This window comes from Flavobacterium xanthum (genome assembly GCF_900142695.1).
Classification (GTDB): domain Bacteria; phylum Bacteroidota; class Bacteroidia; order Flavobacteriales; family Flavobacteriaceae; genus Flavobacterium; species Flavobacterium xanthum.
In genome coordinates this window covers 1-26,771 of record NZ_FRBU01000035.1, presented here as the reverse complement: position 1 = coordinate 26,771, position 26,771 = coordinate 1, and the positions used below count along the sequence as shown (strand labels likewise).

The window sequence follows — 26,771 nt, the reverse complement described above, 5'->3', positions numbered from 1 at the left end:
AAGCGACAAAATGTTAGTATTTGTAATATTAAGTGGCATTATATAATAAAGATTAAGGATTAAAAAACAGCATGAAAAAGAGCGCTTTCATAATTTTATTTCTCGTTTTGCAATGCAATTCGGCTTTGCTGTGGGCGCAAACGGAACCCGAAGAAATAAAGTTGGATACGGATCAATTTCAAGAACTCTTTTACGAATCTTTGCTTCAAAAAGGGATTGAGAATTATGATAAAGCAATTTTAGCATTGGATAAAGCCAATTCATTAAAACCCAATGATGCAGCCGTGTATTACGAATTGGGAAAGAATTATTTAGCATTAAAAGAGTATAAAAGTGCCTATAATTACTTTGAAAACGCCACCAAGATTGATCCTAAAAACAAATGGTTTTGGATAGGAATGTACGATGTGAGTTATGAAACTAAAAATTTCACTCAGGGAATTACCGTTATCAATAAGCTGATAGAATTTGATCCAAAATACAAAGAAGATCTGACCTCTTTGTATATGGGGACTAATCAGTATGAGAAAGCTTTGGAGTTAATTCAAGAACTCAATGAAACTGTTGGAAAAACAGATCGCAGGGAATTATACAAAAGCCAAATCCTATCCGAAGGAAAGTTTCAGAATAACGAAATTTCGAATCTGGAAGGTTTGATTGTTAAAAACCCACAAGGAGAGGCAAATTATATCAGTTTGATCTTTTTGTATTCCAAAAATAATGAAGAGGCAAAAGCTTTTGAAACCGTCAAAAAACTAGAAAAAGCCATTCCTAATTCGGAGTGGGCGCAAGTGAGTTTATTCAAAAATTATTTGGATGCTAATGATGCACCAAAAGCAATCATGGCCATGAATATTGTTTTGGCTAGTGCCAAAATAGACTCGAAAATTAAGCACCGGATTCTCAATGAATTTCTGATTTTTACCGACAAGAATACGCAATTTTCGGCCGATTTAGAAAAGGCTGTCGGTTATTTCGAAAATGACACTTCTGTTGATGTTGCGAAAGAAATTGGTAAGTTTTTCCAAGTCAAAAAACAATGGGGAAAAGCCATTGTGTATTATGAAAAATCAGTAAATAATGGAGTAGGTGATGTAGTTGAAACGAATTTACTTTTGCTTCAAGCGCATACAGAGTTGAAACAATTTGATGCCGTGGCTAAAAAAGCGATGACCTTAATAGAAACTTTTCCAACGCAGCCTCAGTTTTATTATTATGCTGGTTTGGCCAATAATCAGTTGCAGCAATTTAAAAAAGCGAAGGATTTTTTAGAAATGGGCATGGATTATGTAGTGGAGAATAGGGAATTGGAAATAAATTTTAATATCCAACTTGGAGAAGCGTACAACGGCTTGGGAGATTTCAAGAAAAAAGACTTGTTTTTTGCTAAAGCCAATCAATTATTAAAAGAAAAAAAATGATCAAAAAAATTTCAATACTAGTACTATTTACTGTTTTTATGGTTTCCTGCAAATCGAAAGCCATTGCCGTTGCGGCCAGTAATGAGCCAGTTGCTGCGGCTGAAAAAATGTCAGCTAAAAAAATAATAGAAAATCATTACAACAATAAAAACGAATTTTCTACATTATATATTAAGTCAAGCGCCCGTTATGCAGATGATAAGCAAACGCAAAACGTAACCGCTGAAATCAAAATTAAGAAAGACGAACAAATTTTGGTAAGCATTCGTTTTCTGGGAATTACAATGGCAAAAGCATTAATCACTCCTAAAACTGTCAGCTATTACGAAAAGATCAATGGGAAATATTTTGAAGGTGATTTCAGTAGCTTAAGCCAATGGTTAGGAACGGATTTAGATTACAATAAAATCCAGAACATGTTGTTAGGTCAGGCAATTGATGATTTGACTAAAGGGAAATATTTAGAAAGCTTATTGGAACAAACCTATCGATTGGATGATACATCGAATAAGAACACAAAAAAATCATTCTTTTTAGACGCAGATAAATTTTTAGTTCAAAAGCAAGAAATCACGCAAACTGCCGAAGAACGAATGATCAAAGTAGCGTATGCAGATAACAAGGTATATAACGAGGTAGTATTGCCTACAAACGTTTCAATCAATACGTTTCAGAAGAAAGGAAACACCGAAATCAATCTGGAATACAACTCCGTAACGTTCAATGAAGAACTTTCTTTTCCTTATAGTGTTCCAAATGGGTACAAAAGAATTTTAATTAAGTAAATTAGCCAAAATATTTTTTCGATATGCCAAAATTTCTCCTAAGCCTAATTTTTATCTGTATGACTTCCTTGCTATGGAGTCAGGAATCCCAACAAGAAAAATTAGAAGAACGTAAAGCTCAAATTCAAAAAGAAATACGAGAAAATGAAAAGTTGTTACAATCGGTAAAGAAAAAAGAAAAATCTGCGGTCAACGTAGTGATCGTTCAAAGCACTAAGATCAAGCTGAAAGAAAAATTAATAAGCACCACTGAAAAGCAAACCAAATTGTTGAGTAATGACATGTATATTAATCAAGTTCAGATTAATAAATTGAAAAAAGAATTGGCTGAACTTAAGGAGGATTATTCCGAAATGATTGTGAAATCGTATAAAAGTCGATCGTCAGAAAGTAGAGCGATGTTCTTATTGTCGTCTGAAAACTTTTTGCAGGCGTACAAAAGAGCGCAGTACATGAAGCAATATACCAGCTACAGAAAGGCACAAGGGGAGGAAATAAAAACGAAGTCGAATAAGCTTACAGATTTTAATCAAAAGCTAGATGCGCAAAAAACAGCAAAGAAAAAACTGATCGCTGAAAACGAAAAAGAACGCCTGTCACTCGAAAGTGAGAAAAGAGAGCAATTGAAACTCGTTAGCGTACTCAAGAAAGATAAAAATAAGATTTCTGTAGAAATTAAGAAAAGACAACAAGAATACAGAACAATTGACAGACAAATCAATAAATTAATTCGAGAAGCAATTGCCGCTGCCAATAGAAAAGCAGCCTTGGAAAAAGCAAAAGCCAATCCAAGTGCTCCTGTTTCAAGAGCAGCAGTTTCCTCTTCAAAAATAGAATTGACTCCAGAGTCAAAACTTATTGCAGATAACTTTAGATCAAATAGAGGAAGATTGCCTTATCCTGTGGAAAAAGGGTATATATCGTTAGGATACGGAAACCAAACACATCCTTTATTTAATACCATAACCGTGCACAATAGCGGTGTAGAAATCACTACAGACAGAGGAGCAAGTGCAAGAGCTGTTTTTGGTGGAGAAGTTACCAGCGTGATCGTTTTGTCACCAGTAAACAAAGCGGTTATGATACAACATGGAGATTTCTTCACTGTGTATCAAAATTTGAGTTCGGTTAATGTGAGTAAAGGGGACAAAGTGAGTATCAAGCAAAGTCTTGGTAAAGTAAGAACCAATGGCGAGACGGGAAAAACAATCATTAAGTTCCTAATCCTACAAAATACGACTTATAACAATCCTGAGGGTTGGTTGTCGCCAAGATAAAAAAAAGTAGTTTTCATAAAAAAAGCACGATCGATTCTAAGGAATATGATGGTGCTTTTTTATGAAACCTGTTCTAAATAAAAAAAAGTAAGAAGGCATAAAGTATAGGAAGTAGCCATTTCTTGCTGCTGTATTGTGCAATCTATCCTTAGTTTGAAGGCATCCTAATGGCGATTTATCTCGCAGCGCCAAAAGTTCTTGAGATACTATCTTGCGCTACAAATCGTGCTGATTTTTTGCCGCAATACTTATTTATTAATAGTTGTTTTAGAAATAAAAATGAACCCGATTTTACCAATTGTCACTTTGGCTTGGTTGCTCGTTGGCGAAGCTATGACCTCAAAAAACTTCGCCTTTACATTAAAAGGGATAAAACCAGCAAAAAGCGCCATACTAAAACGGACAGAAACCGTCGCCTATTCCTAATGTTGTAAGATATAAGTACGCATCATGCTAAGACTATTTCGGGAATAAAAAGCCTTTTAAAATAGCGTTGCCCATTTTTCGATATTGACTAAACTACTATTTATTGAGTTTATTAAATTCTTTGAATAATTCCAATAAGTTCATAATAGACTTTACTAGATCATTTGTTTCTAATAACAAAGCGAAATATAACTTACTGTTTTTAGGACTCGTTTCTGTAGTTCTAATTCTTATAATTTGTTTTGATATCAACTCAGAAACCGTGTCTAAAAGAACTTGTTTGTCGTTTAATATAAGGTCAATCTTGTAAAAATCTTCGGTCTTAAAACTGTCTTCTAACAGTCGCAACAACTGCTGCAATTGTTCGTCCACTGTTTTCAAGTCTCTAATTTGATTGAATTTTAATTGCTTGTGATTGTTATTGACGTGCGAATAACTATTGGTTGTAATAAAATCTATGGATTGAACCATATCTTGCAAATAACCCAAAATCAATATGTAAAATTTACTCGCTTCAACTGAATTATCGTCTAGGTTTTTAATGAAGTAAAAAACGTTACTTTTTAATTCGTCAATTTCTTTTTCTAATTTCTTTTGGTCTTTTTTATTTTCTTTTAATTTAGCTAAATCTTGTAAACTTAAATTGTCAATCAAATTACCGTATAACGCACTAGTTTTGCGAAATACTTTGGAAATTTGTGCAGAGCTTTCCGTAATCATTTCTTTGACAGTTCCAATGTCTTCCTTCCGTAAGCTCTTAATTTCTGCTTCACTTTGCACTTTTTCTTTATGTTTTCTAGAGCTTCTATATAACATAATTCCTAGTAAAAGCAATAATCCTACGAATGCGAAAACTTCACCTATTTTTAAAATATAAGCGGTAATAAAAGCCAATATAAAAGCAATAATTGCGGTAAAAAACCAACCACCTATTACTTTAAAAACGCCAGCAATTCTATAAACCGCACTCTCCCGATCCCAGGCTCTATCAGCAAACGAGGTTCCCATGGCAACCATAAATGTTACGTAAGTAGTGGATAGGGGTAACTTTAAAGAGGTTCCTATGGCAATTAAAATACTGGCGACCATTAAATTAACTGAAGCTCTTACCATATCGAAAGCTGGCTCATCATCTGTTTTTTTTGTGGGCTTCACTATGTTTTCAAAACGTCTGTCGATTTTTATTTGTAATTTTTTTGGTAAAAAGAAATTAATTCCTTCGCCAATATACAAGCCCAATCTGACGATAAATCTCGAAGCTGTATTGGGTGCAAATTTTTCAATACCATCGCCTTGTCTGGATAAATTAACTCCCGTTTCAATAACACTTTTGGCTTTCTTTGAGGTCCAAAGGGTGATCACCATAATAACACCAGCTAATAATAAAAAGTAAAAGGGTGCTACAATATCATCATTTGCTAAAGCGCCCATCATAAACGAATCTCCTGAAACACCACTGCCTTGGAAAATTTCATAAGAGTTGAACGCCGCAATGGGCACTCCAATAAAGTTGACCAAATCATTTCCTGCAAAAGCCAGTGCTAAAGCAAAAGTTCCTACAAGTATAATAACACGTAAAATATTGACTTTAAAGTAACTGATCAGGACTTGAGACAGTACTAGAAAAACAAGAAAATTTAAACCTAAAATCATAAACTGATGCTCATCGATCCAGTCAAATTGCGCTTTGGAGATAAAGGAAACTCCTTTTAATCCTTTAATTAGGATAAAAAAAGTAATTGCTGAAATGGCTATTCCTCCAAAAATAGCACCAAAATATTTTAACTTTTTTTCATAATGAAAAGTAAAAATCAATCGGGAAATATATTGGACAAGACTTCCTATTGAAAAAGACAGTAGCACTGAAAGTAAGATACTGTAAACGATAGTAGAAGCTTTCTTTGTGTTAATGTACATTCCCAAAGTATCTATAGAATCATCGGTCGTATATATTTTGTAAAGGGCTAAACAAACTGCCGCTCCCAGTAACTCAAAAATTATGGAAACGGTAGTGGAGGTAGGGAGTCCTAAAGAATTAAAAACATCTAAAAGTAGAATGTCAGTAATCATGACCGCTAAAAAAATGATCATGACATCGTTAAAACTAAACATACTTGGAACAAAAATACCACTTCGCGCTATTTCCATCATTCCACTAGAAAACAAAGCTCCAATTAAAACTCCAACACTAGCCACAATCATAGTAGTTTTAAATGAAATGGCTTTTGAACCTATGGCAGAATTTAAAAAGTTTACTGCGTCGTTACTCACGCCAACCATTAAATCGATGATAGCTAAGACACCTAACGCAATCAACATAATTACATAAATCTGTTCCATATTAATTTGGGGTTTAATTTTGTACAAAAGTCCTTCAAGGACTTTGGATTCATGTTAACTTAATGTTATTAAAACCAGAAATAAGGTAAAAATCAACTCCACTTGTAAATGGAATAGGTTTGAAGTTTGTAGTATTTATTCATCTTGCTGGTACGCAATTGGATAGTAACAGCATTTCAAAAAACAGAAAAGCACTATCGAATATCTCAGTATTGACAGTGCTTTTTTATAGGGATTCTTTTCGTTCCATAAATACCGTGATACAGTTTGGATGGTGTTACCTGATACTAAAGTAGTTTAGGGTTTTTAATTTGTTCTTTGCCACTGTACTATTCAGCTTATTTAAAAGAGGAATCAATAGATCGCATCATGCCATCCGTTGACCACGTTCCAGAAACAATGATTCTTCTGATAGTGTATAAAGGATCTACCGAATCTCTTTTGGTAGACAAAATATACCCCATTTTATAATCACTCTTTTTTATTTCAGGAATTGCCGCAGTATTCCATAATCCAAACGGATAAGCAAAATCGGTTACTGGTTTTCCTATGATTTCCTCTAGTTTTGCCTTTGGTTTTACCAATTGCGTATTCCAGTCGTCTCCTGCATATTTCGTAACCATATGATGATCCCAAGTGTGTGCACCTACCACATGCCCGTCGTCTGACAAGGTTTTGATTTGTTCTTTACTCATATATCCCGGACGATTAATAGAAACAGTCATAATAAAAAACACGCCTTTGAAACCGTATTTTTTCATTTCGGCTGCGCCAATACTGAATTGTTCTTCTCGAGTATCATCAAATGTTATCATGATCGGTTTTGCGGGCAATGGACCATCAAAAACCAAATAATTATACAGTTGTTCTGGTAAAATGGTTTCGTATCCAGCATCGGCTAAGGCTTTCATTTGTTGGGCAAAAGCCGGTGGTTTTACAGTGTACACTTTTATATTTCCACTTGCACTCGCACTAAAATCCCTAATGTTATGGTAACATAAAATAGGCACTTCTTTTTTCGAAAGAATGGTCGCGGCATCAGCAGCTACTTTTTTGGGAGCTACAACTTTTGCAGGAACAGCAACCAAAGGAACTTCCGGTACTATTTTACGGGGTTCTGATTGACAACTAACCATTAAAAATAGGCCAACGAAAACGGAATAAAAAATATTTTTCATGAATTCAATGGTAAATTATTGGTACTGAATATAAATCGGTTTAGGAGTGAACTTCACTAATTCTTCTGGGCTATACATTTTCCAGTCGTTTTTATTGTCATTTTTATAAAACAATTTAAAACCGGTAAACTGAACGGGTTCTCTGTATATGTAAGCCTTATAAGAATCTTTTTTTAATACTTTACTTCCAAAACCATCCATATCCATGACGATTTGAACCTCAGGAACTTTTTTGATTTCTTTATAGTTTTTGACCATTCCTTGCGTAAATCGGTGTATTACCAATACTTTTGGAGTCAACTTGTTTTTGCGCACAATGTCTGCTAGAATGTCTATCGCATCATTGATGTCAGCTGCCGTAAAATGCCCAATTTTTGATCCTGGACGTTCTCCGCCTTTCATAGAAAATTCAGGATCAATCCCAAGGTGCACATTCGGCATAGCAAGGTATTTTTCCAGTTCGGCTACCTCAGATTTAACCGTGCTATGTCCTACCTGGATATCCAAAAACACCAAAGCATTAATTGGTTTTGCCCAGCTGATAATAGTGTCAATTTGTTTAAAAGGCATGCGTAGGCGGTGCATATTATTTTTCCCTGGAGCGCCTTGAGCGGTAACAGCAATGTAATGCAAAGCAGGAATTGTTTTTACAGTGGAATCTGCCGCTTGCCACTTGGCTACTTCCCCTTGTAGTTTTGCCAACATTTCTTTTCGAGGAAGTTCCCCCAGGATTCCCATTCTGGTGGAGTATAAATTCCCGTAATACGCTATTATCCTATTGTATGGCAAAAGTGCTCCTGGCAAGGGATAAGGCGTTTTTACGGGCCATCGACCTGTTGTGTCATTATTGCTTAACGCAATCATTCTTTTATTGTAATCCACCGTGTCAATGGTAAGAGTGGGCGTTTTCTCTATCGAATCCACTACTTTTACGGTTGCCGTTTCCTCTGTTTCGTTTTCAGTATCAGCTGCTTTGCCACGATTGCAGGCTAAAGTACTTAACAACAATAAGGGAAGGGTGATAAATGCAATTGTTGATTTTTTCATAGGTAGATAATGTTGATTTTAAGATAAAAGAGGAAGGCTATTTAAGTTTGTTTTAATGCTTGATTGTATTGCAAAGATATGTTTTTTAAAGAACGTCTTTTCTACTAAAGTAGTGCCTTGAAGCGGTATTTTTTATATAATTTACGGTTTAACAAGACCTTTACCTATTTTAATCCTTTTTCAAAATTATAGGGTCTTAGGTAGTACTAAAATAAATAAAATTTTAATGATAGTTGAGGTAGAAACACTATTTTGTTTTTAGTTGCGATTTTTGAAATTGTTTTTTGGAAGTGGAAAGAAAAAACTAACTTTAACCCGTTGGGTGTAATTAGTTTTTAATGTAATTTTTCGTCAGTTCGAGTGATTTTATCCCGAAGCCTCTGGAAGAAAATCGTATCGAGCACAAGAAAAATTAGTAGTAAAAACGATTCTCGATACACGTCACTTCGAGTAGCCTTTAGATTTGCACAAAAAACACTCGAACTGCCGTTTTTGTTACTTGCACCAAACGGGTTACTTTTATCAATCGTCAGGCATTATTGGTACTATCGGTAATTTGAGTTTATTTTGCTTTTCAATCGCAATGATAAAGTTCTATAGTTTTTTTTTAAATTTTTGGTATTCGTTGCTGTGAATTATTCGAATCGTTCAAGAAGGAGGCACTTACAACGAATGCCCCTAGCGAACTAACCTAACACTATTTTTAATCCTATAAATACACTTTCAATTGTTTAAAAATTCTCTTTCTTTCTTGCTTTTTTTAGGTAGTGTTACTGCTGTTTTTGGCCAAATAAAAAAAGATACGATTGCTCTTTCAGAAATTACGTTGAAGGGTTCGCCAATCAAAAATGTGCTTCAAAACACTGCTTCATCTGTTGCTGTGATTACTGCTGCCGACATTGCTAAAAGTGACGGAATTATATTGACTCCCGTTTTGAATAAAATCCCAGGTGTTACGATGCAACAAGGCGCTTTGAACACCAATAGAATAACGATTCGCGGTATTGGCGCACGATCGCAATTTGGCACCACTAAAATAAAAGCCTATTTTGATGGAATTCCGTTGACTTCTGGCGAAGGTGATACTACAATTGATGATCTTGATTTGGCTGCTATCGAAAAAATAGAAATTATAAAAGGACCCAATTCCACCAGTTTTGGTTCCGGTTTGGGAGGCGTGATTCAATTGTTTTCTAAGGAAACTCCTTTGCTGCAATCGTTTGGGAACGCATCGGTTACTTTTGGAAGTTTTGGCTTATTGCAACAACGACTTGCAGCAGGATATAGCGATTCCAAAACGAATGTATTTACCAGTTTTACGGATTTGGAAAGTGACGGTTTTAGAGCCAACAGTTCTTATAAACGAAAGACGTTCAACTTGCACGGAAAACAGCGACTAAGTGCCAAAGGGGAATTGTCATTTTTAGGCACTTTTACCCGCTTAAAAGCCTTTATTCCGAGTTCTATTAATGAGAGTGATTTGAGAAATAATCCAGAAATAGCGGCTACCACTTGGGCTGCTGCACAAGGTTTTGAGTCGTACGATAAATTCCTGCTTGGACTGGCATACGATCATCGATTTTCTGAAAAATGGTCGATACAAACCAGTCTTTTTTCAAATTTCAAAGATGCTTACGAACCCAGACCTTTTGATATTTTGGAGGATAGAACAAGTTCAGTTGGAATTCGTTCCAATGTGAATTATAAAGACCAATTGTTTTCGTTGCCCTTTGAATTGAGTTTGGGTACGGAGTTGCTTACAGAACAATACGACTTTACGCTGTATCGCAATTTATACCAATCGCAACCGGGTCAGGGAAGTCTACAAGGTGATGCGTTCAGCGCCATTAAACAAAATAGGAAGTACAGCAATTACTTTTTACAAATGGAACTTTGGCTCTCTCAAAAATTACATTTGGAAAGCGGATTGGCATTGAATACCACTTCCTATTCTTTACAAAATGTTTTCGAAAATAATTCTAGCGGTCAAAAAATGCCTTTTACTTTTGGAAATGTGTGGTCACCCAGAGTTGGTTTGTCTTATAAAGTAAGTAACGGTAAGAATATTTTCGCTTCCATCAGCAATGGATTTTCGGTTCCGTCAGTCGCCGAAATCTTGACTCCCGAAGGTCAAATAAACACAGATCTGAAATCAGAAGTGGGTTGGAATTATGAATTGGGTTTCAAAGGAAATTGGCTTAAAAATAAAGTCTATACCGAAGTAACTTTTTATACCACACAAATTAAAAATTTATTGGTAGCACGACGCACTGCCGATGATCAATTTGTGGGAATTAATGCCGGAAGTAGTTCACATTCGGGTGTTGAATTCTTATTTAATTATAAACTCTTAGAAAAGACGCAACTTCAAATCACGCCTTATCTATCTGGAGCAGTTAATGATTTTAAATTCAAAGAATTTATAGATGGTGATGCGGACTATTCAGGAAATCAATTGACAGGCGTCCCTGAAACGCAATTTAATATTGGTGTGGATTTAAATACAAAAAACGGCTTGAGTTTGAACACTTCTTTCCGAACGATGGGCAAAATCCCATTAAATGATTCCAATACAAAATACAGTGAGCGGTATTCGTTGCTGGAAATAAAAACAACCTATGTTTTTACTTTGTTTAGAATTCTGCAAACCGAATTAAATGCCGGAATGAATAACGCTTTGGACACCAAATATGCAGCCAACATTTTGCCGAACGCAGTTGGTTTTGGCACAGCTGCACCACGTTATTTTTACCCTGGAAATCCAGTCAATTATTATGGTGGGTTTTCAGTATCGTATGTTTTTTAAATTCCAATCCCAAGTATGAATTTTATTTTTTGATGGCAGCTACTTCTTTTTCAGTAACGACTTTGGTTTGTTTATTACTCCAAGAAGTCATGATGTAGTTCATCACATCAGCCACTTCTTGGTCCGTAAGTCCCATCGCTGGCATGCTGCTATTGTACTTTTTAGTGTTGACTATTATGGGACCACTTTGCCCAAATTTTACTGCAGCAATGCTCTCATTTCTCTTGTTTTTTAGCCAATCAGAACCGTCAAGTGGAGGAAAGTTTGTAGCGTCTCCTCTGCCGTTAGCGCCGTGACATTGCATGCAAAAATCAGCATAAATTTCTTTTCCGGGCGTCTGAAGTTTTGAAACAACTGCGTTTTTAGTATTCAAATCAATATAGTTGTCTTTGGAAAATGGGTTTTCGAATGAGAAGCTTCCCAATACAAATACGCCTAATCCTAAAAATAATTTTGTTGTTAGCATTGTTTAATTCGGTATAATTTTTACAATTCCTTTTCCTTCAACGCCCATATAAATATAACCATCGGGACCTTGCGCCACGTTTCGCACGCGACCTACGCCAGTGGCTATTTTTTGTCTGTCGATTACTTCATTTCCCTTTAGTTTAAGCAATTCAAGATATTGAAATTTCAAGGATCCTACGAGCAAATGTCCTTTCCAGTCTGGATATTTATCGCTGGTAACAAAGGTCATTCCGCTTGGCGCGATAGAAGGCAGCCAATAATAAATAGGTTTTTCAATCCCTGGCTTTTCATTTTCTTTACTGATTGTTGTTCCGTCATAATCGATACCATAAGTAACAACAGGCCAGCCGTAATTGACTCCTTTTTTTATGATGTTGATTTCATCACCCCCTTGAGGACCATGCTCGTGGGCCCAAATTGCTCCTGTTACGGGATTTTTTGCCATTCCTTGCGGGTTGCGATTCCCGTAGGTGTAAATCGCTTCTTTAGCTCCGGTCTGACCTACAAACGGATTGTCTTTTGGAATGCTTCCGTCGTCGTTTAAGCGGTATATTTTTCCGCCATCGCGTTTAATATCTTGCGGATTTACAAAATGCTCCCCGCGTTCTCCAATGGAGAAAAACAAATAGCCGTCGTTGTCAAATACAATTCGGGAACCAAAATGCTGCCCTTTTGTAGTATTTGGAGTCGCTTTATAAAGGGATTCAATTTGCGTTAGACTTCCGTCTAATAATTTGGCTCGAATGAGTTTTGTGTGACCACCAGTTCCTTCGCCTTCATCTGAAGCAAATGTCATATAGATCCAACCATTTTTAGCATACTCAGGATGTAAAGCAATATCTAATAATCCACCTTGCCCACGAGAATAGACTTTTGGAACATTTTTGATTTCAGTTTTTGTACCATTTTTAACGTGATATAAAACGCCGCTTTTTTCGGTAACTAACATCGTGCCGTCTGGCAACCAAGTCATTCCCCACGGAATGGCTATATCGGAAGCTACGGTTTCTAGTGTATAGTTTTTTACTTCGTCTTTAATTGGAATGTCATTGGATTTTACCTGCGCATCGCAACTAAAAGAAAGAAAAGATATAATGGAAAGTGAAACTAATGTGATTTTTTTCATAAGTCTGATTTTTAAGCTGTAGAATAAGTACAATCTTTTTTAAAGATAGTAAAAGAGGAATAAAATGAGCCATATCGCTTTTAATTTTGCTTAGAATTAACAGAGTCAGTAGCTAAAGCAAAATAATTCTGTTTTTTTTAAACATATAAGGCATATAAGTTTTTTAAAATATATTCTGGTTCAGTTCGTAATCAAGTAAAATCTTAATTTTTCTTAGTTGCTTAGTAGTTTAAAAATCTGTTCATTTTGATCTTTTTCAATAGATAAGTCATGAAAGTGTTTACCTAATTTTGTTTAATCAAAAACGACTTATATGACCTATATGTTAAATTAAAATTTTAATTTTTTCGTGATTTTTGAAACATATAAGGCATTTAAGTTCATATAAGTTTTAAAATTGTATTCTTTAATTGAGTCATAAAGTAAAAATCTTAATTTCCTTAAATTCCTTAATGGTTTTAAAGAAATTGTTTTTCGTGACCTTTTTAAATAGATACGTCATGAAAGTGTTTACCTAATTTTGTTTAACCAACAACGACTTACATGACTTATATGTTAAATCAAAATCTTAGTTTTTAATGATTTTTTTTAAACATATAAGGCATATAAGTTTTTTAAAATATATTCTGGTTCAGTTCGTAATCAAGTAAAAATCTTAATTTTTCTTTATTCTTTAATGGTGAAAAAACTGTTCATTTTGATCTTTTTAAACTGATAGTCCTGAAAGTGTATTCCTAATTTTGTTTAACCAACAACGACTTACATGACTTATATGTTAAATTAAAATTTTAGTTTTTTGAAATTGACTTCCGGTTATGGGGGCAAAGGAATTAAAAAACCACCTATGATTATAAGTGGTTTTAAAAAGGTTTTGATTTATTTCTTAACGCTATACTTTACCGTTCTGGCGTCTTTGATTATTCCTTTCCAGTTTAATCCAAAACCAAAATCATAAATATTTCCAACAGCATCGATATACGGAATCATATCGTGAGGGACATCTTCCAATTGTTTTTCAACGGTTGGCATATTCAATGGCATTTGTAAAGGCAATAATCCAGAAGGCTCGGTTTTACCAGAAACAATGTCCAATAATGCTTCTATTTGTACTCCAAATTCTCCTACGATGGCGTCTGCCTCTTTTTCAAATTCTCCAAAAACCATAGGATTTGAGATATTGACAGAGACTATAACGGGCTTTCCTTTCATAGCTTTTTTCGTTTCCAGAATGGTATTTAAATCTGGATATGAATTGGATTTACTTGTTTTATTCACATAAGAACGGTTTGTAATCGTTGGGTCAATTACGGGATCTCCTGCAGCAATACTTTGAACTCTGGCATCGACTGCGGTATAGTCTTTTAACTGTAAACTGATGGGCAAATATCCATTTCCGCCAGCTTCCCTGTCCGCTCTGCTGTATCCGCCACTAATTGGGCTTTTGATGAATACAATCGCAAAATCTGCTTTAGCAGGATCATCCGTTACGGTATAGTACTTCTTAATCAATTCTAAATTAACTGGATATTCTATTTTTTCTGGTGAGGGTTGACCAAAAAAGTTGATTCCTGCAGGAGTGACTCTTTTAGGGACATAAACCGTTTTTCCTTTTGCAATTGGCAAGGTTTTATTCTGGTTTTTAATCAGCACCACCGACTTCAATTGTGCGTCATAACCTGCTTTCATAAACGCTGGTTTTCCCACAATAGCTTTGGTTTCGATGGGATCTAAATAGGCATTTTCGAACAAACCCACTCTAAAAATATTCAAAAGCAAGCGAACTGCTGATTGCTCAAAGCGGTTCCGCATAAACGTCTCGCCATGTTCTTTAACACCCATTTGGTAGGCTTCTAAAACGGGTTTGATATCATTATTTCCTCCAAATTGATCCACTCCAGCCATCAAAACTTTATAATGTCTTTCGGCAACACTTAATTTTTCAACACCCCAAGATTTTCCTGAAAAAATATCTGGTTTGGCTCCTTCATCCCCAGTAATCAGACAATCTGTGCACACCACGCCGTCATAACCTTATTTATCACGCAATAAATCCGTGATGATGTATTTACTGAAGCCATTCCCCACATTTTCTCCGTATTTTTTATCTTGTCCGTACGAAATCGTATAATAAGGCATCACAGCGGAGGCTTTTTTAGTTTTACCATCTAGTTTAAAAGCGCCTTCGGTAAACGGTTTTAAGTGTGTTTCAAAATTATTTCCTGGATACACTGCAAATTTACCATAGGCAAAATGTCCATCACGACCTCCTTCTTTCGGGCCGCCACTTGGCCAGTGTTTTACCATGGCATTCACGCTTTGATTCCCCCAACCTTCATAAGCGTCAATTGATTTTATAGAGGTTTGAAATCCATCTACATACGCTCTTGTCATATCGGTCGCCAGTTTTGGGTCTTCGCCAAAAGTACCCACGAAACGATTCCACCTTGGTTCTGTTGCCAAGTCAATTTGTGGCGATAGCGCCGTGGCGATTCCCATGGCTCGGTATTCTGCGGCTGCAATGGTGCCAAATTGTGCTGTGATGGCAGCATCAAAAGTTGCCGCTAAACCTAGTTCCTCCGGCCATTGTGAGATAGCGCCACCAGAACCAGCGTTGTATTCCGCATCTTTATTGGCTCCATTTCTAGGGTCAGAACTATTGTTGGCCGGAATTCCCATTCCAATTCCTTCGACTAAAGCTTGTATATTATTGTTCCATTGCGCGGCAATATCTGGCGATGCTACCGAGGTCATTAATACATGGCGCAAATTGTCTTTGGTTAAAAAAGCAATTTGCTGATCGGACAAATCAGCGGTACTGGCGCCACTTTTAGAAAAAGGTTTTTCTTGATAGGTTCCCGTAAACATGCCAGCCTCTTGCGCTGGAATCGCTTGATGTCTGCTGTACAACATTAAACCAGCCATTTGTTCAACTGTCATTTGTTTGGCTAAATCCTTGGCACGTTCTGCCACTGGTTTGCGCCAATCTTCTTACACGTCCAATTTTCCGTTTTTATTCAAATCTTTAAAAGCAAAACCGGCTACTTTAATGATTTTGATGCCTGATTTTGGCGAATAGCCTAAAGTTTGACCGCCTTTATTCGACACCAATTTATAGGTACTTTTGGTGGTTTCGGTCCATTTGGTTTGTGCCTGCAATCCTACTGCGAGTAGGAGTAAGGAAGGGAGAATTACAATTTTTGATTTCATGTGGTTTATTTTCAGGTCAATAGCTTTATTTGATGTGTACCAAATGTAATAAAAAATTATATGTGTTGTATAGACACAATGAATCTATTTTGCGTTTTCCAATTCCAATTGTGGGCAACAAAGGATTGTAATGGTATTTTTTTATAATTTTTGTTTAACTTTGCGGATAATATTTTAAACAAAAAACACCGCTTTGTGTTTTGTAACCTGAAAAGAAATGGAAGATAAAAAACCAGATAATGTTGTCTATACTGCCGAAGCTGGGTATAACGCTAATATTTTACCTTACGCAACCGGAGTTGGTGCCCCTGTAATTCGTGTTGATGATGTGGTATCTTGGAAAAGCAGAGGGATTGACAATGTAAACAAGGAGTTAGGCAATAAGTTCAACGAACTCAAACTGCAGTATCAAAAATTGATGGAGGAATACGAGTGGAATGAATTAGTGTACAGTGCTAAATTTTCTTTTGAACCTGTGATTGGCGAGATTTATCATTTGTACCGAGACGCTCAAGGAGTACATTTTCTATCTTTAATTGGGCCTAATGAGTGGAACAAAGAACATATAGGAACTTTTAAATTGAATAGCGATAAAAAATGGATTTACCTTAACGGGAATGATTCGTTTTTTCAATCATAATTACTTTACTTATTTTTCAATTGGTAAATATAAAAAACACCAATACATTGTCCAGCAGGAAACTCCAGTTCCTTATGTTCATTTTGTTGTAAAAGGATTGTTACGTTCGTTTTATGTAGATCAATCAGGCAAGAGTCATATTTTGCAATTTGCCATGGAAGATTGGTGGATTACGGACAATCAAGGATTTTATAAGGAAGAAAACGCTACACTCAATATCGATTGCTTGGAAGATGCGCAAACCTATTATATTACGCTGGAAAATAGAGATCAACTCTGTGTAGCATTACCCAAAATGGAATTCTTCTTTCTGCAAAAAATGACTACAGGCAATATTGCGCTTCAAAACCGAATTCTATCATTAATGAGTAAGAACTCCGAGGAAAGATACCTGCAATTTATTCAGTTGTATCCCGATTTGATTCAGCGCCTTCCCAAAACTTTAGTTGCTTCTTATCTTGGAATTTCAAGAGAAACTTTAAGTCGGTTGTCCCACTGACGTGATTTAGGTCACACTTTATCTGTGCGCTATGTCCTGTATAGTCTTTGTCGCATTTCCGAAATTTGTATTTTATAATTTTAAAATACAAACATGGAAAATAGAGCACTCTTAGTAGGAGTAACCGGAATTACTGGTAGTAACCTCGCAGATCAGCTTATCGCCAAAGGTTGGACCACTTTTGGACTGGCCAGAAATCCACCAAAAAATAGCAAAAACTTGCATCCTGTAGCAGCTGATCTTTTGGATTTGGAGAATTTAAAAATAGCTTTAAAAGAGGTTTCACCTACGCATGTGTACATTACCACGTGGATGCGTCAGGATTCTGAAGCCGAAAATATACGTGTTAATAGCTTGATGATTCGAAACCTGCTCGAAGCGTTAGCACCTTATCAATCCGTGCAACATGTGGCGCTTGTCACCGGACTGAAACATTATCTAGGACCGTTTGAGGCTTACGCCAAAGAAGGGTTCTTGCCCGAAACACCGCTGAGAGAATCACAACCGCGTCTTGATTTAGAAAATTTTTATTACGCCCAAGAAGATGAAGTTTATGCTGCCGCCGCGCGAGATGGTTTTACATGGAGCATGCACAGGCCGCATACCATCATTGGGAAAGCGGTAGGAAATTTAATGAATTTGGGGACTACGCTGGCTGTATTTGCTAGTATTTGTAAAGCAACGGGCAAGCCATTTCAGTGGCCAGGTTCAGCAGCACAATGGAACGGACTTTCGGATGTTACCGATGTCAGCGTTTTAGCAGCGCACTTGATATGGGCTTCCACTACAGAGGCTGCCCAAAACGAAGCGTTCAACGTGATCAATGGAGATTTCTTTCGTTGGAAATGGTTGTGGAATAAATTAGCGGAATCGTTCGGAATTGAGGCAATTGGTTTTGATGGTACGATTCATCCTCTTGAGGAACAAATGAGTGAAGATGCTGCAATTTGGAAAAAAATAGCCTCAGAAAATGGATTGCAAGAATCCGATTTAAACCAGTTAGCCTCCCCATGGCATACGGATCTTGATTTGGGCCGACCAATAGAAGTGATGACGGACATGTCCAAAAGCAGGAAATTGGGTTTTACTCTTTATCAAAGTACCGAGGGTTCGTTTTATGATTTGTTTGAAAAGCTTCGAGCGGATCGATTGATTCCGTAGTTATTTTAAGGTAGTTTACAATTAATAGAAAAAGAGGATTCAAAACGTTTTGAATCCTCTTTTTCTATTAATTGTAACCGGGAATGTGCAAAACTGGTTTATGACTTCCTAACAATTATATTACTTTCATTACTGCTTTAAAACAAAAAAGACCTTACATTGCTGTAAAGTCTTTTGAAAAAGTTCTGGCTCTTGGGCTTGAACTAAGGATTCTGACTAGCATTTTAATCAAGACTTTACGTTGTTTTACTTTGCTATGTTCCCGAATTATATGCCTTTTTTATTAATATTTGTATTTTAATTGTGATCAAAAATTGCGTCCTCAGGAATCATCTGTGCTACATTGATTGTAGGCAAGATGTACTTATTGAAGATTGTCCCTTCTGTTTTAGAATGTAGAATTCCTCTTGAAGTGCCCACTGTTATCATTGCCATGTGTGCTATAAACCAACTTGGAATAATAATTTTACCATCAGCTACTAAATCATTAAAAGATTCAATTCCAATTTTAAAAATACAATTTACTTGAATTGTGATGAAAGGCTTCTTTTTCATTTCAAAAGTAAATTTGATTGAAGTTATAAAATCTCTTTCTTCAGTATTTAAACCGTAAGATAAATTGGTCTCTCAATTAATTTTGCCTTTGTCAAGATGATTTTCTTCATACAAAGCAAATTGCTCAGTCTTAATACCTTTAATACTAAACTCTATATCTTTTTTGTTATTTTCCAATACCTTGCAATCGCATATTGGTTGTGAGATTCTGAATAGTCCATTTTATTATGTACTACTTTCATCTGCGGTATTTATGTAGTAGAAGTATCTTTATTTACACTTACTACAATAAACTCTTCTTTCAATGTAGACGAAGCTGATTTTATGTGAATAGCCGAAGTTTTAATTTCTGCTACTGGTTTATATTCTATTACTTCTATTAATGAAATTTCTAACGCAGTCTCAAGTTTACTGATCGTTTCAAAAGTTAAATTTTGTTTTCCCTTGATAATTTTGTTTACTTGTTGTGCTGAAACATTCATTTTTTTGGCTAGGTCTTTTTGAGACAATCCTTTCTGGCTTAATGCTTCTAGAACATTAATCGCAACTTTTGAAGATTGATCTATCCATTTTTTGTTGGCTTTATAGTAGGCCAACTTTGAAAGAAAACTAGAAGGCTTGTCGCTTACTAATTTTTCAAACTTGTCTAATCTTTCGTTTAGCTCCATATATTAAATTTCATACACTTCAAAATCATCTTGATCCAGAATTCCTTCTTCTTTCAAATAATATTTAATGTCTTCTAATTTTTGTTTTTCTTTGAGTAAATGAGTTCTTTCGTCCATAGTCCCAACTAATTTTATTGCTCCGCCAGTAACAATAAATGTGTTTGGTCCAATTTTAATTGCATACATGCGCAACCATTTTTTTTGAATTTGTGTTTTGGCTTTGACTTGTTGAAGTTCTTTTTGCGTGTAGTCAAGGTTGCGTAAAGGTTGGAAAACTATAGACAGGTTGTCACCGCCGATATTTGTTCCTGAAATTGCCAAGCTTTCGAGTTGGTCAAATTAATATTCGGCTTCTTTCCGGGTATAATTAATTGCTTGTTGTATGCTGATTGTTTTTCCATAATAACCACTATTTAAATCGTCTTGATGTAAAGTGAAAAAATCGTATAAATATTGAGGATTCAATAACCATTGATCAATACATTTGGTTACTTCATCTTCAAGCTCACCTTTTAAGTGAATAGAAAATAATCCCTCGCGCTTATTTTCTTGGACAAATATAGGAACTATTTTCATTAAATCAACTTATAGGTTTATTATTTAGCAAAATTATAAGATTTTTATGTACTTTAGAAACTTAGTTATTAACAAAAAGTCTTTTCTTCAATTAAATTTTTTTCTAATTGATGCAATTGTTTTACAGGGATAAGATCAGTAGTACTCAACTATGAAATATGCAAATGATTTTAAAGTTCGTAAATGAACTTCTTTTACAAATGGGTATGGCTAACGAATGAATGTTTTGGAAAAAGTCAAAGTAGGTGCTTTCTAAAATATTACTACTTATGGGTATTGCTAATTGCCATTATTAATACTTTATTTGAGGAAAGTTAACTAGTACTAAATTACAAGCAGTAGATAAGTAAGAAAGTAATTCCTACGAAATCTACTTAAATTTGTTACTTTTATCAAAACTATTAATTCCGCAAGATGTCCCTTTTCCAAAAGACTGTAATTACCAAATATTTAAACACCCAAAATAAGGAACGTATTTCTCTTAAATGGGAATCTTATAAAACTCATTTTTTGAATCCCAAAGTTCAGGAGGAAATTAAAAGTTTAAAAGAAGAACAGTATCAAGGTGAATTTCTGGAAGATTTGTTCGTGAAAATATTGGGTTACACCAAACCTGCTTCTTCCTCAGAAACGCCATACAATCTTACCACTGAATATAAAAATGTAAAAGACAGTAAAAAAGCTGATGGTGCCATTATTATAGATACCAAAGTTAAGGCTGTAATTGAGCTAAAAGGAACCAATACTACTGATTTAGGAAAGATTGAAGTACAAGCTTTTGGTTATAAAAACAATCAGCCGGAATGTGTGTATGTTATTACTTCTAATTTTGAAAAATTACGATTCTATATTGATAATGCCATAGAACACATAGAATTCAATTTGTTCACACTTACGCAAGAAGACTTCTCGTTACTCTATTTATGTCTTGGTTATGAAAACATAGCTAATGATGTTGCCAAAAAAATCAAAGCCGAATCGCTTAGTGAAGAGGATGTAATCACCAAAAAACTATATAAGGACTATTCTATTTTTAAAAGAGAATTGTACCAAAGTTTAGTGGCTTTGAATCCAGCTTATGAACCACTGGAACTTTTTAAAAAATCTCAAAAGCTATTAGATCGATTTTTGTTTTTGCTATTTGGTGAAGATAGAAACCTACTGCCTCCTAACTCTGTTAAGTTGATATTAAGTCAATGGAATCAATTACGGGAATTAGATGAATACACGCCGCTTTACGATAGATTCAAGAAATATTTTGGTTATTTGAATACAGGTTATAAAGGCAAGCAGTATGATGTGTTTGCTTATAATGGTGGCTTATTTAAACCAGATGGAATTTTAGATAGTATTATTATTGATGATGACTTATTGTATACCCATACTTTAAAACTGTCTGAGTATGATTTTTCTAGTGAAGTAGACGTCAATATTTTAGGGCATATTTTTGAAAATTCCTTGAATGAATTGGATGAAATTAAAGCCCAATTAGAAGGTGCTGTAATTGATAAATCTAAAACCAAACGTAAAAAAGACGGTGTTTTTTATACTCCAAAATACATTACTAAATACATCGTAGAAAACACGGTTGGTAAATTGTGTACCGAAAAGAAAGCCGCACTTGAAATAATTGAAGAAGAGTATTACACTGATAAAAAAAGGCAGAAGAAAACCATTAAAGGGCTAATTGATAAATTAGAAGAGTACAGAAAGTGGTTGTTGCAAGTAACCATTATAGATCCTGCTTGTGGTTCTGGTGCTTTCCTGAATGAAGCTTTAAACTTTTTAATTGCAGAGCATACGTATGTAGATGAACTGCAAGCCAAGCTCTTTGGTGATGCTATGGTATTGAGTGATGTGGAGAAAAGCATCCTGGAAAACAACTTGTTTGGAGTAGATTTAAATGAGGAAAGTGTAGAAATTGCCAAACTCTCTTTGTGGCTACGAACCGCTCAACCTAACCGTAAACTAAACGATTTAAACAGTAATATAAAATGTGGAAACTCCTTAATTGATGATCCTGAAATTGCAGGAGATAAAGCCTTTAATTGGCGAAACGAGTTTCCCAAAGTATTTGAAAAAGGAGGTTTTGATGTAGTTATTGGAAATCCACCTTATGGGGTTAGTTTTAACGAAATTGAGAAAAGGTATCTTTCAAATTTTGATTCATTAGTTCCGGATTTTGAGATATATATTTATTTTATCTCCCTTTATAAAATAATTTTAAAAAACAACTCTGTTTTATCATATATATTCCCTAATACATTTTTGTCTACACTATTTGGAATAAAATATAGAGAAACTATTTTTAAAAATTTACAGGTATATCAAATTATTGACTTATCAAATGATAATACTTTTGTTGATGCTTCAGTAAGGACTTGTATATTTTCATTTAGAAATAAAGTTGAAGATTATACCACAAATTTGCTAAAGGTTGATAACAGGGAATTTAAAAGTGTTGGAAATTACAATAAAAACGATATTTTAGGACAAATAGAAAATATTTTAAGCTTGTTTTCCCAGAATTCTAATGAGAAATTAATAATTAATAAATTACAATATTTTAAACCCTTAAAAGATTTTTATGAAGTTTCTCAAGGGTTGATACCATATGATAAATACAGAGGGCACGACGAGTATACGATAAAAAATAGAATTTGGCATTCAGAATTTCGAAAAGATAACACATTCAAGCAAGAATTAAAAGGTGGAGACATTAATAGATACAATATTGAATGGAATGGAAAGTTGTGGATAAGTTATGGTGAATGGTTGGCTGCCCCCAGAAAGATAAAATTTTTTACTTCAGAGAGGATTTTGATTAGAGAAATTATTTCTGGAACTATGTTTTGTGGATATACAGATTTAGAATATTACAATACTCCTTCTGCAATTAACATTATAAATGACTTAAAAGTTTTGGAATTAAAATACTCCCTTTCTATCCTTAATTCAAAATTATTGGGATGGTTTGTAAAAAAAACATCCCCGAAAGCAAATAAAGGTTTGTTTCCGAAAATATTAGTAAACGATATAAAAAATATTCCCTTAGTTGAATTACCCATTCAAAAACAACAACCTTTTATTGAAAAAACTGATTTGATGCTTTCTCTAAACACAGAGCTCAAAAATCAATCTCAAAAATTCCAAAGAGCGATTCAAAGAAAATTTGAGTTAGAAGATTTGCCAAAAAAATTACAGGATTGGTACAAATTGACTTATCCTGAATTCATCAAAGAGTTAGCTAAAAAGAAAGTAAAACTCTCCTTATCTCAAGAAGCAGAATGGGAGGATTATTTTATGGAAGAAAGTAAAAAAGTATTAGAATTAAAATCTCAAATTGATGCTACGGATAAAGCTATTGATACAATGGTTTATGAGTTGTATGGGTTGAGTAAAGAGGAAATAAAAATTGTAGAGAAGAGTTAGTTGTGATAAATTGGTTTAAAAGATATTCAGATTTACTTCTTATTAATGTAGGGACATTAGTAATTAGCATATGCTTATTTTATTTTTTAGGAAATAAATTAGAAATAATTGGAGCTGTTCTAGCTACAGGAATTTCAATATCAATAGGAGTTAGACAGTATAAAATGGAAAATGACAAAATGTTCAAAGAACTTTTTGAAAGCTTCAATAAGAAATATGACTGCAAGTTTAATAATAAATTTAATGAGATTGATGAGCTTTTAAGTAAAGACGCAAATTTTACTTTAAAAGATGAAAAGGACAGACTTTTAATTATTGATTATTTAAACTTTTGTTCTGAAGAATATTTATGGTACACTAAAGGAAGAATTCCAGAAATAGTATGGGATTCTTGGGAAAATGGGATGTTGTATTTTTTAAACTTAAGTCCAATCAACCAAATTATTCAAAATCAGAAAGCTCAAAAAAATTCTTATTATGGACTCTTTGAGGAATTTGGTAAAAAGTTAAATTAGTGCAACCTATGATAATTTAAAATTTCAAAAAAAATACGTCTAGAATAGTAGAAGTTTTTTCATAATTTGAATAATTCGAAACAGAAATTGTAGAAAACAGCAAGATTTTGCATTTATGAACCAAGAAGAAAAATTACATCAAGAATGGATTGAATACAGAAATTCAGTTTCTGACAATAAGAGTAAAAGTCAAGACGATTTTGAAAAATACATCAATTTAATGGCTTCTGGCGGCATTGTTCTCTCTTTGACCTTTATGGAGAAAATTGTAACTATTGATAAGGCAATTTGCAAGATTTTGATCCTAATGGGAATGTTCTTGATGGTTGTTACTTTACTTTCTAATCTTTATTCTCATTACAAATCAATGCTTGATTCTGATGAAATAATTAAAGATATTGATGATGAAAAGTATGATGTTATTTTTAAAAATATTGAAGAAAGAAATAAAGTAATTAATAGGTTAAATAGGATTTCAATATGGTCCTTGATTATTGGAATTACTGTAATTATCTCATTTGCAACAATAAATATTTATAATATGAACTATTCAAACAACAATGGAAAACCAAATCCTAGCCAGCCAAAACCATTAACAGAAGAAAAGGGTAGAACAATTCCAACTCCACCCAAAAATAACCCACCTACCTATCCTAAAAAATAAAGAATGAATGATAAAAAGCCAAAATCAGAATTCAAAATTGTAAAAGTAACATTAGGTAGAGTGACTCCTCAACCATCAAATTCATTGAAACCTAAAATTATTGTGAAACCAAAGGACTAATAAAAAGGAAAATAGTAGAATTTAATATGAGTGAAATGAGAATAGTTATTTTATTTCTCAAAATCCCCCTATTAGTACGTAAAAAACAGATAGTTACTTGTTAAAAACTCAAGTTAATTGTGAATAAGTTTGGCTTTTATTATAGGGTATAAAACATAACCTTTGTGACCTACAATTTGAGATTATGGGGAGCAAAGCAACGACAGTAGAGGAACAAATTCAAAAACTTTCTAGAAGAGGAATAGTTTTTGAAAATAAAGAAGAGGAACTTAAAGCAAAAGAAATTTTAACAGATATTGGTTATTATAGGTTGGGTTTTTATTGGAATCCTTTTGAAATAGACAAAGACCACAATTTTGAGAAAGGCACAAAATTTTCTGATGTAGTTTGCTTGTACTATTTAGATGTAGATTTAAAAAACGTTTTAAATAAGGCTTTAAATAGAATTGAAATAGAATTGAAATAAATTTAAGAACCCAACTAATTTACCATATTTCTAATGCTTACCCAGATAACCCTACTTGGTTTGCGAGTAAAAAAGTAATGGATTCTAAATTTGTAGATGATTTTCCCAACAAATGCTACACAGACCAATTTAAGTTTAATAATAAACCTATAAGGAAGCACCATCAAAAGTATCCAAATGACATTTATGCTCCAGCTTGGAAAACATTAGAATTTTTAACTTTTGGCACTATTGAAAAAATTTATTTTTCATTAAAAGAAGATGATTTAAAGATTCAAATTGCTAATTTGTATGGTATTAAAAAGGTAAAAATTTTTCAAAACTTCTTAAAAACCATTATTTTTATTAGAAATATCTGTGCTCATAGTGGAATACTTTTTGACTCTAACACTCCCAAAGAAATTGAAACCACACCATTAATTCTGTTTAACAATAACAACAGACACTCTTTGGATTCCTCCATAAAAGTGATTTTATATTTTCTTTCAAGTATCTCTAGTAGCAGAAAAAGTATAATTGAGAAAGAAATAAGTACCTTGTTTGATAAGTATTCAGATAATCTTGTAATACAAAAAATTATTAGCGACAAAATAGGTTACCTTAAAAAATAGGTTAAAAGGTTTTTTTATATAACATAAATGATATAATTTTGCACTATAAAGTGCCCAACTATTCATTTGCATTAGTGCTGCACTATAAAATAGTAAACATAACCCAGACTTGCTCTGGGTTTTTTTATTAAACCCAACTCCTAATTAAGGTGGTTGGGCAACATTTTAATAATTAACTTTAAAAAAATTAAAGCAATTTCATTAATTCTAATACTTTCCTGTACTCCTTTTTTGACAGTTTTTTGGTATCCGCCCGACGAACCCCATATTTTTTAGATTAACCTAAGGTAGTAGTTTTGTTCTAAACAATTTAGACATGAATAAAAATGAATTTATGTTATCCCGAGTTGAATCTTGGAAACAAAGTGGACTTTCACAACAAGCGTATTGCGATCAAGCAGGTATTAAATTAGGAACCTTCAGCTATTGGATACGAAAAAGCAAAAATGAAGAAGCACAAAGCGGAGGTTTTATTGCACTGAAAAAACCAGTTTTCGCTTTAGAAAACAAATACGAAATCGTATACCCTAATGGAGTTGTGCTGCGAGTGGATACGGATAATTTAAGTGAACTTTCGGCTTTAGTAAACCTATATTAGTGTTTAGCCTTAGTAGTTCACATACCTTTTTGCTCTACCCCAAAGTTTGCGATATGCGCAAAAGTTTTAATGGTTTGTGTGGTCTTGTTACCAATGAATTAGGACGCGTAGCACATAGTGGGGAAGTGTTCATTTTTATCAATCGAAATAATAATCAGATGAAACTTTTACACTGGGAATCCGGT

Annotated in this window: 27 protein-coding genes; 15 read left to right on the top strand and 12 right to left on the bottom strand. The window is 34.1% G+C overall.

Translation table 11 applies throughout. The features are described from left to right. Window positions 1–71: 71 nt before the first annotated feature. The 4 genes from BUC11_RS13150 (at window position 72) to BUC11_RS16990 (ending at window position 3,909) form a co-directional block, all read left to right on the top strand. Entirely contained in the window at window positions 72–1,421 is a 1,350-nt protein-coding gene (locus BUC11_RS13150; protein WP_073354760.1) for a tetratricopeptide repeat protein, read from the top strand. Then, entirely contained in the window at window positions 1,418–2,206 is a 789-nt protein-coding gene (locus tag BUC11_RS13145; protein ID WP_084129658.1) for a lipoprotein insertase outer membrane protein LolB1, read from the top strand. Before BUC11_RS13150 ends, BUC11_RS13145 begins: the two co-directional genes overlap by 4 nt. 59 nt (window positions 2,207–2,265) lie before the next feature. Beyond that, entirely contained in the window at window positions 2,266–3,483 is a 1,218-nt protein-coding gene (locus tag BUC11_RS13140) for a murein hydrolase activator EnvC family protein (RefSeq protein WP_231380071.1), read from the top strand. Between the two features lie 279 nt (window positions 3,484–3,762). Beyond that, complete coding sequence (locus BUC11_RS16990) at window positions 3,763–3,909, top strand: hypothetical protein (RefSeq protein ID WP_175547758.1); 147 nt, start codon at window positions 3,763–3,765, stop codon at window positions 3,907–3,909. Between the two features lie 96 nt (window positions 3,910–4,005). Here BUC11_RS16990 and BUC11_RS13135 read toward each other — a convergent pair whose 3' ends face one another. The 3 genes from BUC11_RS13135 to BUC11_RS13125 form a co-directional block, all read right to left on the bottom strand. Further along, on the bottom strand, window positions 4,006–6,249 hold the full coding sequence (locus BUC11_RS13135) for an inorganic phosphate transporter (RefSeq protein ID WP_073354757.1): 2,244 nt from the start codon (window positions 6,247–6,249) through the stop codon (window positions 4,006–4,008). Window positions 6,250–6,587: 338 nt separating this feature from the next. Next, a complete protein-coding gene (locus BUC11_RS13130) occupies window positions 6,588–7,427 on the bottom strand; it encodes a polysaccharide deacetylase family protein (protein WP_073354755.1) in 840 nt (279 codons plus the stop codon). Window positions 7,428–7,442: 15 nt separating this feature from the next. After that, window positions 7,443–8,474, bottom strand: coding sequence for a hypothetical protein (locus BUC11_RS13125; RefSeq protein ID WP_073354753.1), 1,032 nt, complete (start codon window positions 8,472–8,474; stop codon window positions 7,443–7,445). Window positions 8,475–9,201: 727 nt separating this feature from the next. On the opposite strand from BUC11_RS13125, the gene BUC11_RS13120 reads away from it, so the two are divergent. Next, entirely contained in the window at window positions 9,202–11,280 is a 2,079-nt protein-coding gene (locus BUC11_RS13120) for a TonB-dependent receptor family protein (protein ID WP_073354750.1), read from the top strand. Between the two features lie 22 nt (window positions 11,281–11,302). Here BUC11_RS13120 and BUC11_RS13115 read toward each other — a convergent pair whose 3' ends face one another. The 5 genes from BUC11_RS13115 to BUC11_RS17335 all read right to left on the bottom strand — a co-directional run bounded on the left by BUC11_RS13115 (window position 11,303) and on the right by BUC11_RS17335 (window position 16,081). Continuing rightward, window positions 11,303–11,746 carry a c-type cytochrome gene (locus BUC11_RS13115; protein WP_073354748.1) on the bottom strand — a complete coding sequence of 148 codons (444 nt, stop codon included), beginning with the start codon at window positions 11,744–11,746 and terminating at the stop codon, window positions 11,303–11,305. A gap of 3 nt (window positions 11,747–11,749) precedes the next feature. Beyond that, on the bottom strand, window positions 11,750–12,874 hold the full coding sequence (locus BUC11_RS13110) for a PQQ-dependent sugar dehydrogenase (RefSeq protein WP_073354746.1): 1,125 nt from the start codon (window positions 12,872–12,874) through the stop codon (window positions 11,750–11,752). A gap of 876 nt (window positions 12,875–13,750) precedes the next feature. Continuing rightward, a complete protein-coding gene (locus tag BUC11_RS17345; protein ID WP_317041251.1) occupies window positions 13,751–14,893 on the bottom strand; it encodes a glycoside hydrolase family 3 C-terminal domain-containing protein in 1,143 nt (380 codons plus the stop codon). A 12-nt stretch (window positions 14,894–14,905) separates the two neighbouring features. After that, window positions 14,906–15,811 (bottom strand): glycoside hydrolase family 3 N-terminal domain-containing protein, encoded by a 906-nt coding sequence (locus tag BUC11_RS17340; RefSeq protein ID WP_317041250.1) that lies wholly within the window; start codon window positions 15,809–15,811, stop codon window positions 14,906–14,908. A 51-nt stretch (window positions 15,812–15,862) separates the two neighbouring features. Beyond that, window positions 15,863–16,081: a hypothetical protein gene (locus BUC11_RS17335; RefSeq protein ID WP_317041249.1), complete on the bottom strand. Its 219-nt coding sequence runs from the start codon at window positions 16,079–16,081 to the stop codon at window positions 15,863–15,865. A 217-nt stretch (window positions 16,082–16,298) separates the two neighbouring features. On the opposite strand from BUC11_RS17335, the gene BUC11_RS13100 reads away from it, so the two are divergent. From BUC11_RS13100 to BUC11_RS13090, 3 genes are all read left to right on the top strand, one after another. Continuing rightward, entirely contained in the window at window positions 16,299–16,721 is a 423-nt protein-coding gene (locus BUC11_RS13100) for a DUF2452 domain-containing protein (RefSeq protein ID WP_073354744.1), read from the top strand. Continuing rightward, window positions 16,699–17,220 (top strand): Crp/Fnr family transcriptional regulator, encoded by a 522-nt coding sequence (locus BUC11_RS13095; protein ID WP_073354742.1) that lies wholly within the window; start codon window positions 16,699–16,701, stop codon window positions 17,218–17,220. The genes BUC11_RS13100 and BUC11_RS13095 overlap by 23 nt, the downstream gene beginning before the upstream one ends. 93 nt (window positions 17,221–17,313) lie before the next feature. After that, window positions 17,314–18,381: an SDR family oxidoreductase gene (locus BUC11_RS13090; protein ID WP_073354740.1), complete on the top strand. Its 1,068-nt coding sequence runs from the start codon at window positions 17,314–17,316 to the stop codon at window positions 18,379–18,381. A 297-nt stretch (window positions 18,382–18,678) separates the two neighbouring features. On the opposite strand, the gene BUC11_RS16645 is transcribed toward BUC11_RS13090, so the two are convergent. The 4 genes from BUC11_RS16645 to BUC11_RS13070 all read right to left on the bottom strand — a co-directional run bounded on the left by BUC11_RS16645 (window position 18,679) and on the right by BUC11_RS13070 (window position 20,180). Next, a complete protein-coding gene (locus BUC11_RS16645; RefSeq protein WP_084129656.1) occupies window positions 18,679–18,936 on the bottom strand; it encodes a hypothetical protein in 258 nt (85 codons plus the stop codon). Between the two features lie 251 nt (window positions 18,937–19,187). Next, a complete protein-coding gene (locus BUC11_RS13080; RefSeq protein WP_073354736.1) occupies window positions 19,188–19,604 on the bottom strand; it encodes a helix-turn-helix domain-containing protein in 417 nt (138 codons plus the stop codon). Between the two features lie 3 nt (window positions 19,605–19,607). Next, a complete protein-coding gene (locus BUC11_RS13075) occupies window positions 19,608–19,925 on the bottom strand; it encodes a hypothetical protein (protein ID WP_073354734.1) in 318 nt (105 codons plus the stop codon). 18 nt (window positions 19,926–19,943) lie between these two features. Continuing rightward, on the bottom strand, window positions 19,944–20,180 hold the full coding sequence (locus BUC11_RS13070; protein ID WP_073354732.1) for a hypothetical protein: 237 nt from the start codon (window positions 20,178–20,180) through the stop codon (window positions 19,944–19,946). Window positions 20,181–20,594: 414 nt separating this feature from the next. Between BUC11_RS13070 and BUC11_RS13065 the strand changes: the two genes are divergently transcribed. From BUC11_RS13065 to tnpB, 7 genes are all read left to right on the top strand, one after another. After that, on the top strand, window positions 20,595–23,612 hold the full coding sequence (locus BUC11_RS13065; RefSeq protein WP_073354730.1) for an Eco57I restriction-modification methylase domain-containing protein: 3,018 nt from the start codon (window positions 20,595–20,597) through the stop codon (window positions 23,610–23,612). 2 nt (window positions 23,613–23,614) lie between these two features. After that, window positions 23,615–24,127 (top strand): hypothetical protein, encoded by a 513-nt coding sequence (locus BUC11_RS13060; protein ID WP_073354727.1) that lies wholly within the window; start codon window positions 23,615–23,617, stop codon window positions 24,125–24,127. 115 nt (window positions 24,128–24,242) lie between these two features. Beyond that, window positions 24,243–24,791: a hypothetical protein gene (locus BUC11_RS13055; protein WP_073354722.1), complete on the top strand. Its 549-nt coding sequence runs from the start codon at window positions 24,243–24,245 to the stop codon at window positions 24,789–24,791. 304 nt (window positions 24,792–25,095) lie between these two features. Further along, entirely contained in the window at window positions 25,096–25,377 is a 282-nt protein-coding gene (locus BUC11_RS17185) for an Abi family protein (protein ID WP_245793882.1), read from the top strand. Further along, complete coding sequence (locus BUC11_RS13050) at window positions 25,368–25,988, top strand: Abi family protein (RefSeq protein WP_245793887.1); 621 nt, start codon at window positions 25,368–25,370, stop codon at window positions 25,986–25,988. Before BUC11_RS17185 ends, BUC11_RS13050 begins: the two co-directional genes overlap by 10 nt. A gap of 316 nt (window positions 25,989–26,304) precedes the next feature. Next, window positions 26,305–26,586: an IS66 family insertion sequence element accessory protein TnpA gene (tnpA, locus tag BUC11_RS13045; RefSeq protein ID WP_073353117.1), complete on the top strand. Its 282-nt coding sequence runs from the start codon at window positions 26,305–26,307 to the stop codon at window positions 26,584–26,586. Beyond that, window positions 26,586–26,771 (top strand): IS66 family insertion sequence element accessory protein TnpB (tnpB, locus tag BUC11_RS17390; RefSeq protein WP_394332905.1); only part of this gene is annotated, 186 nt, incomplete at its 3' end. The genes tnpA and tnpB, both read left to right, overlap by 1 nt.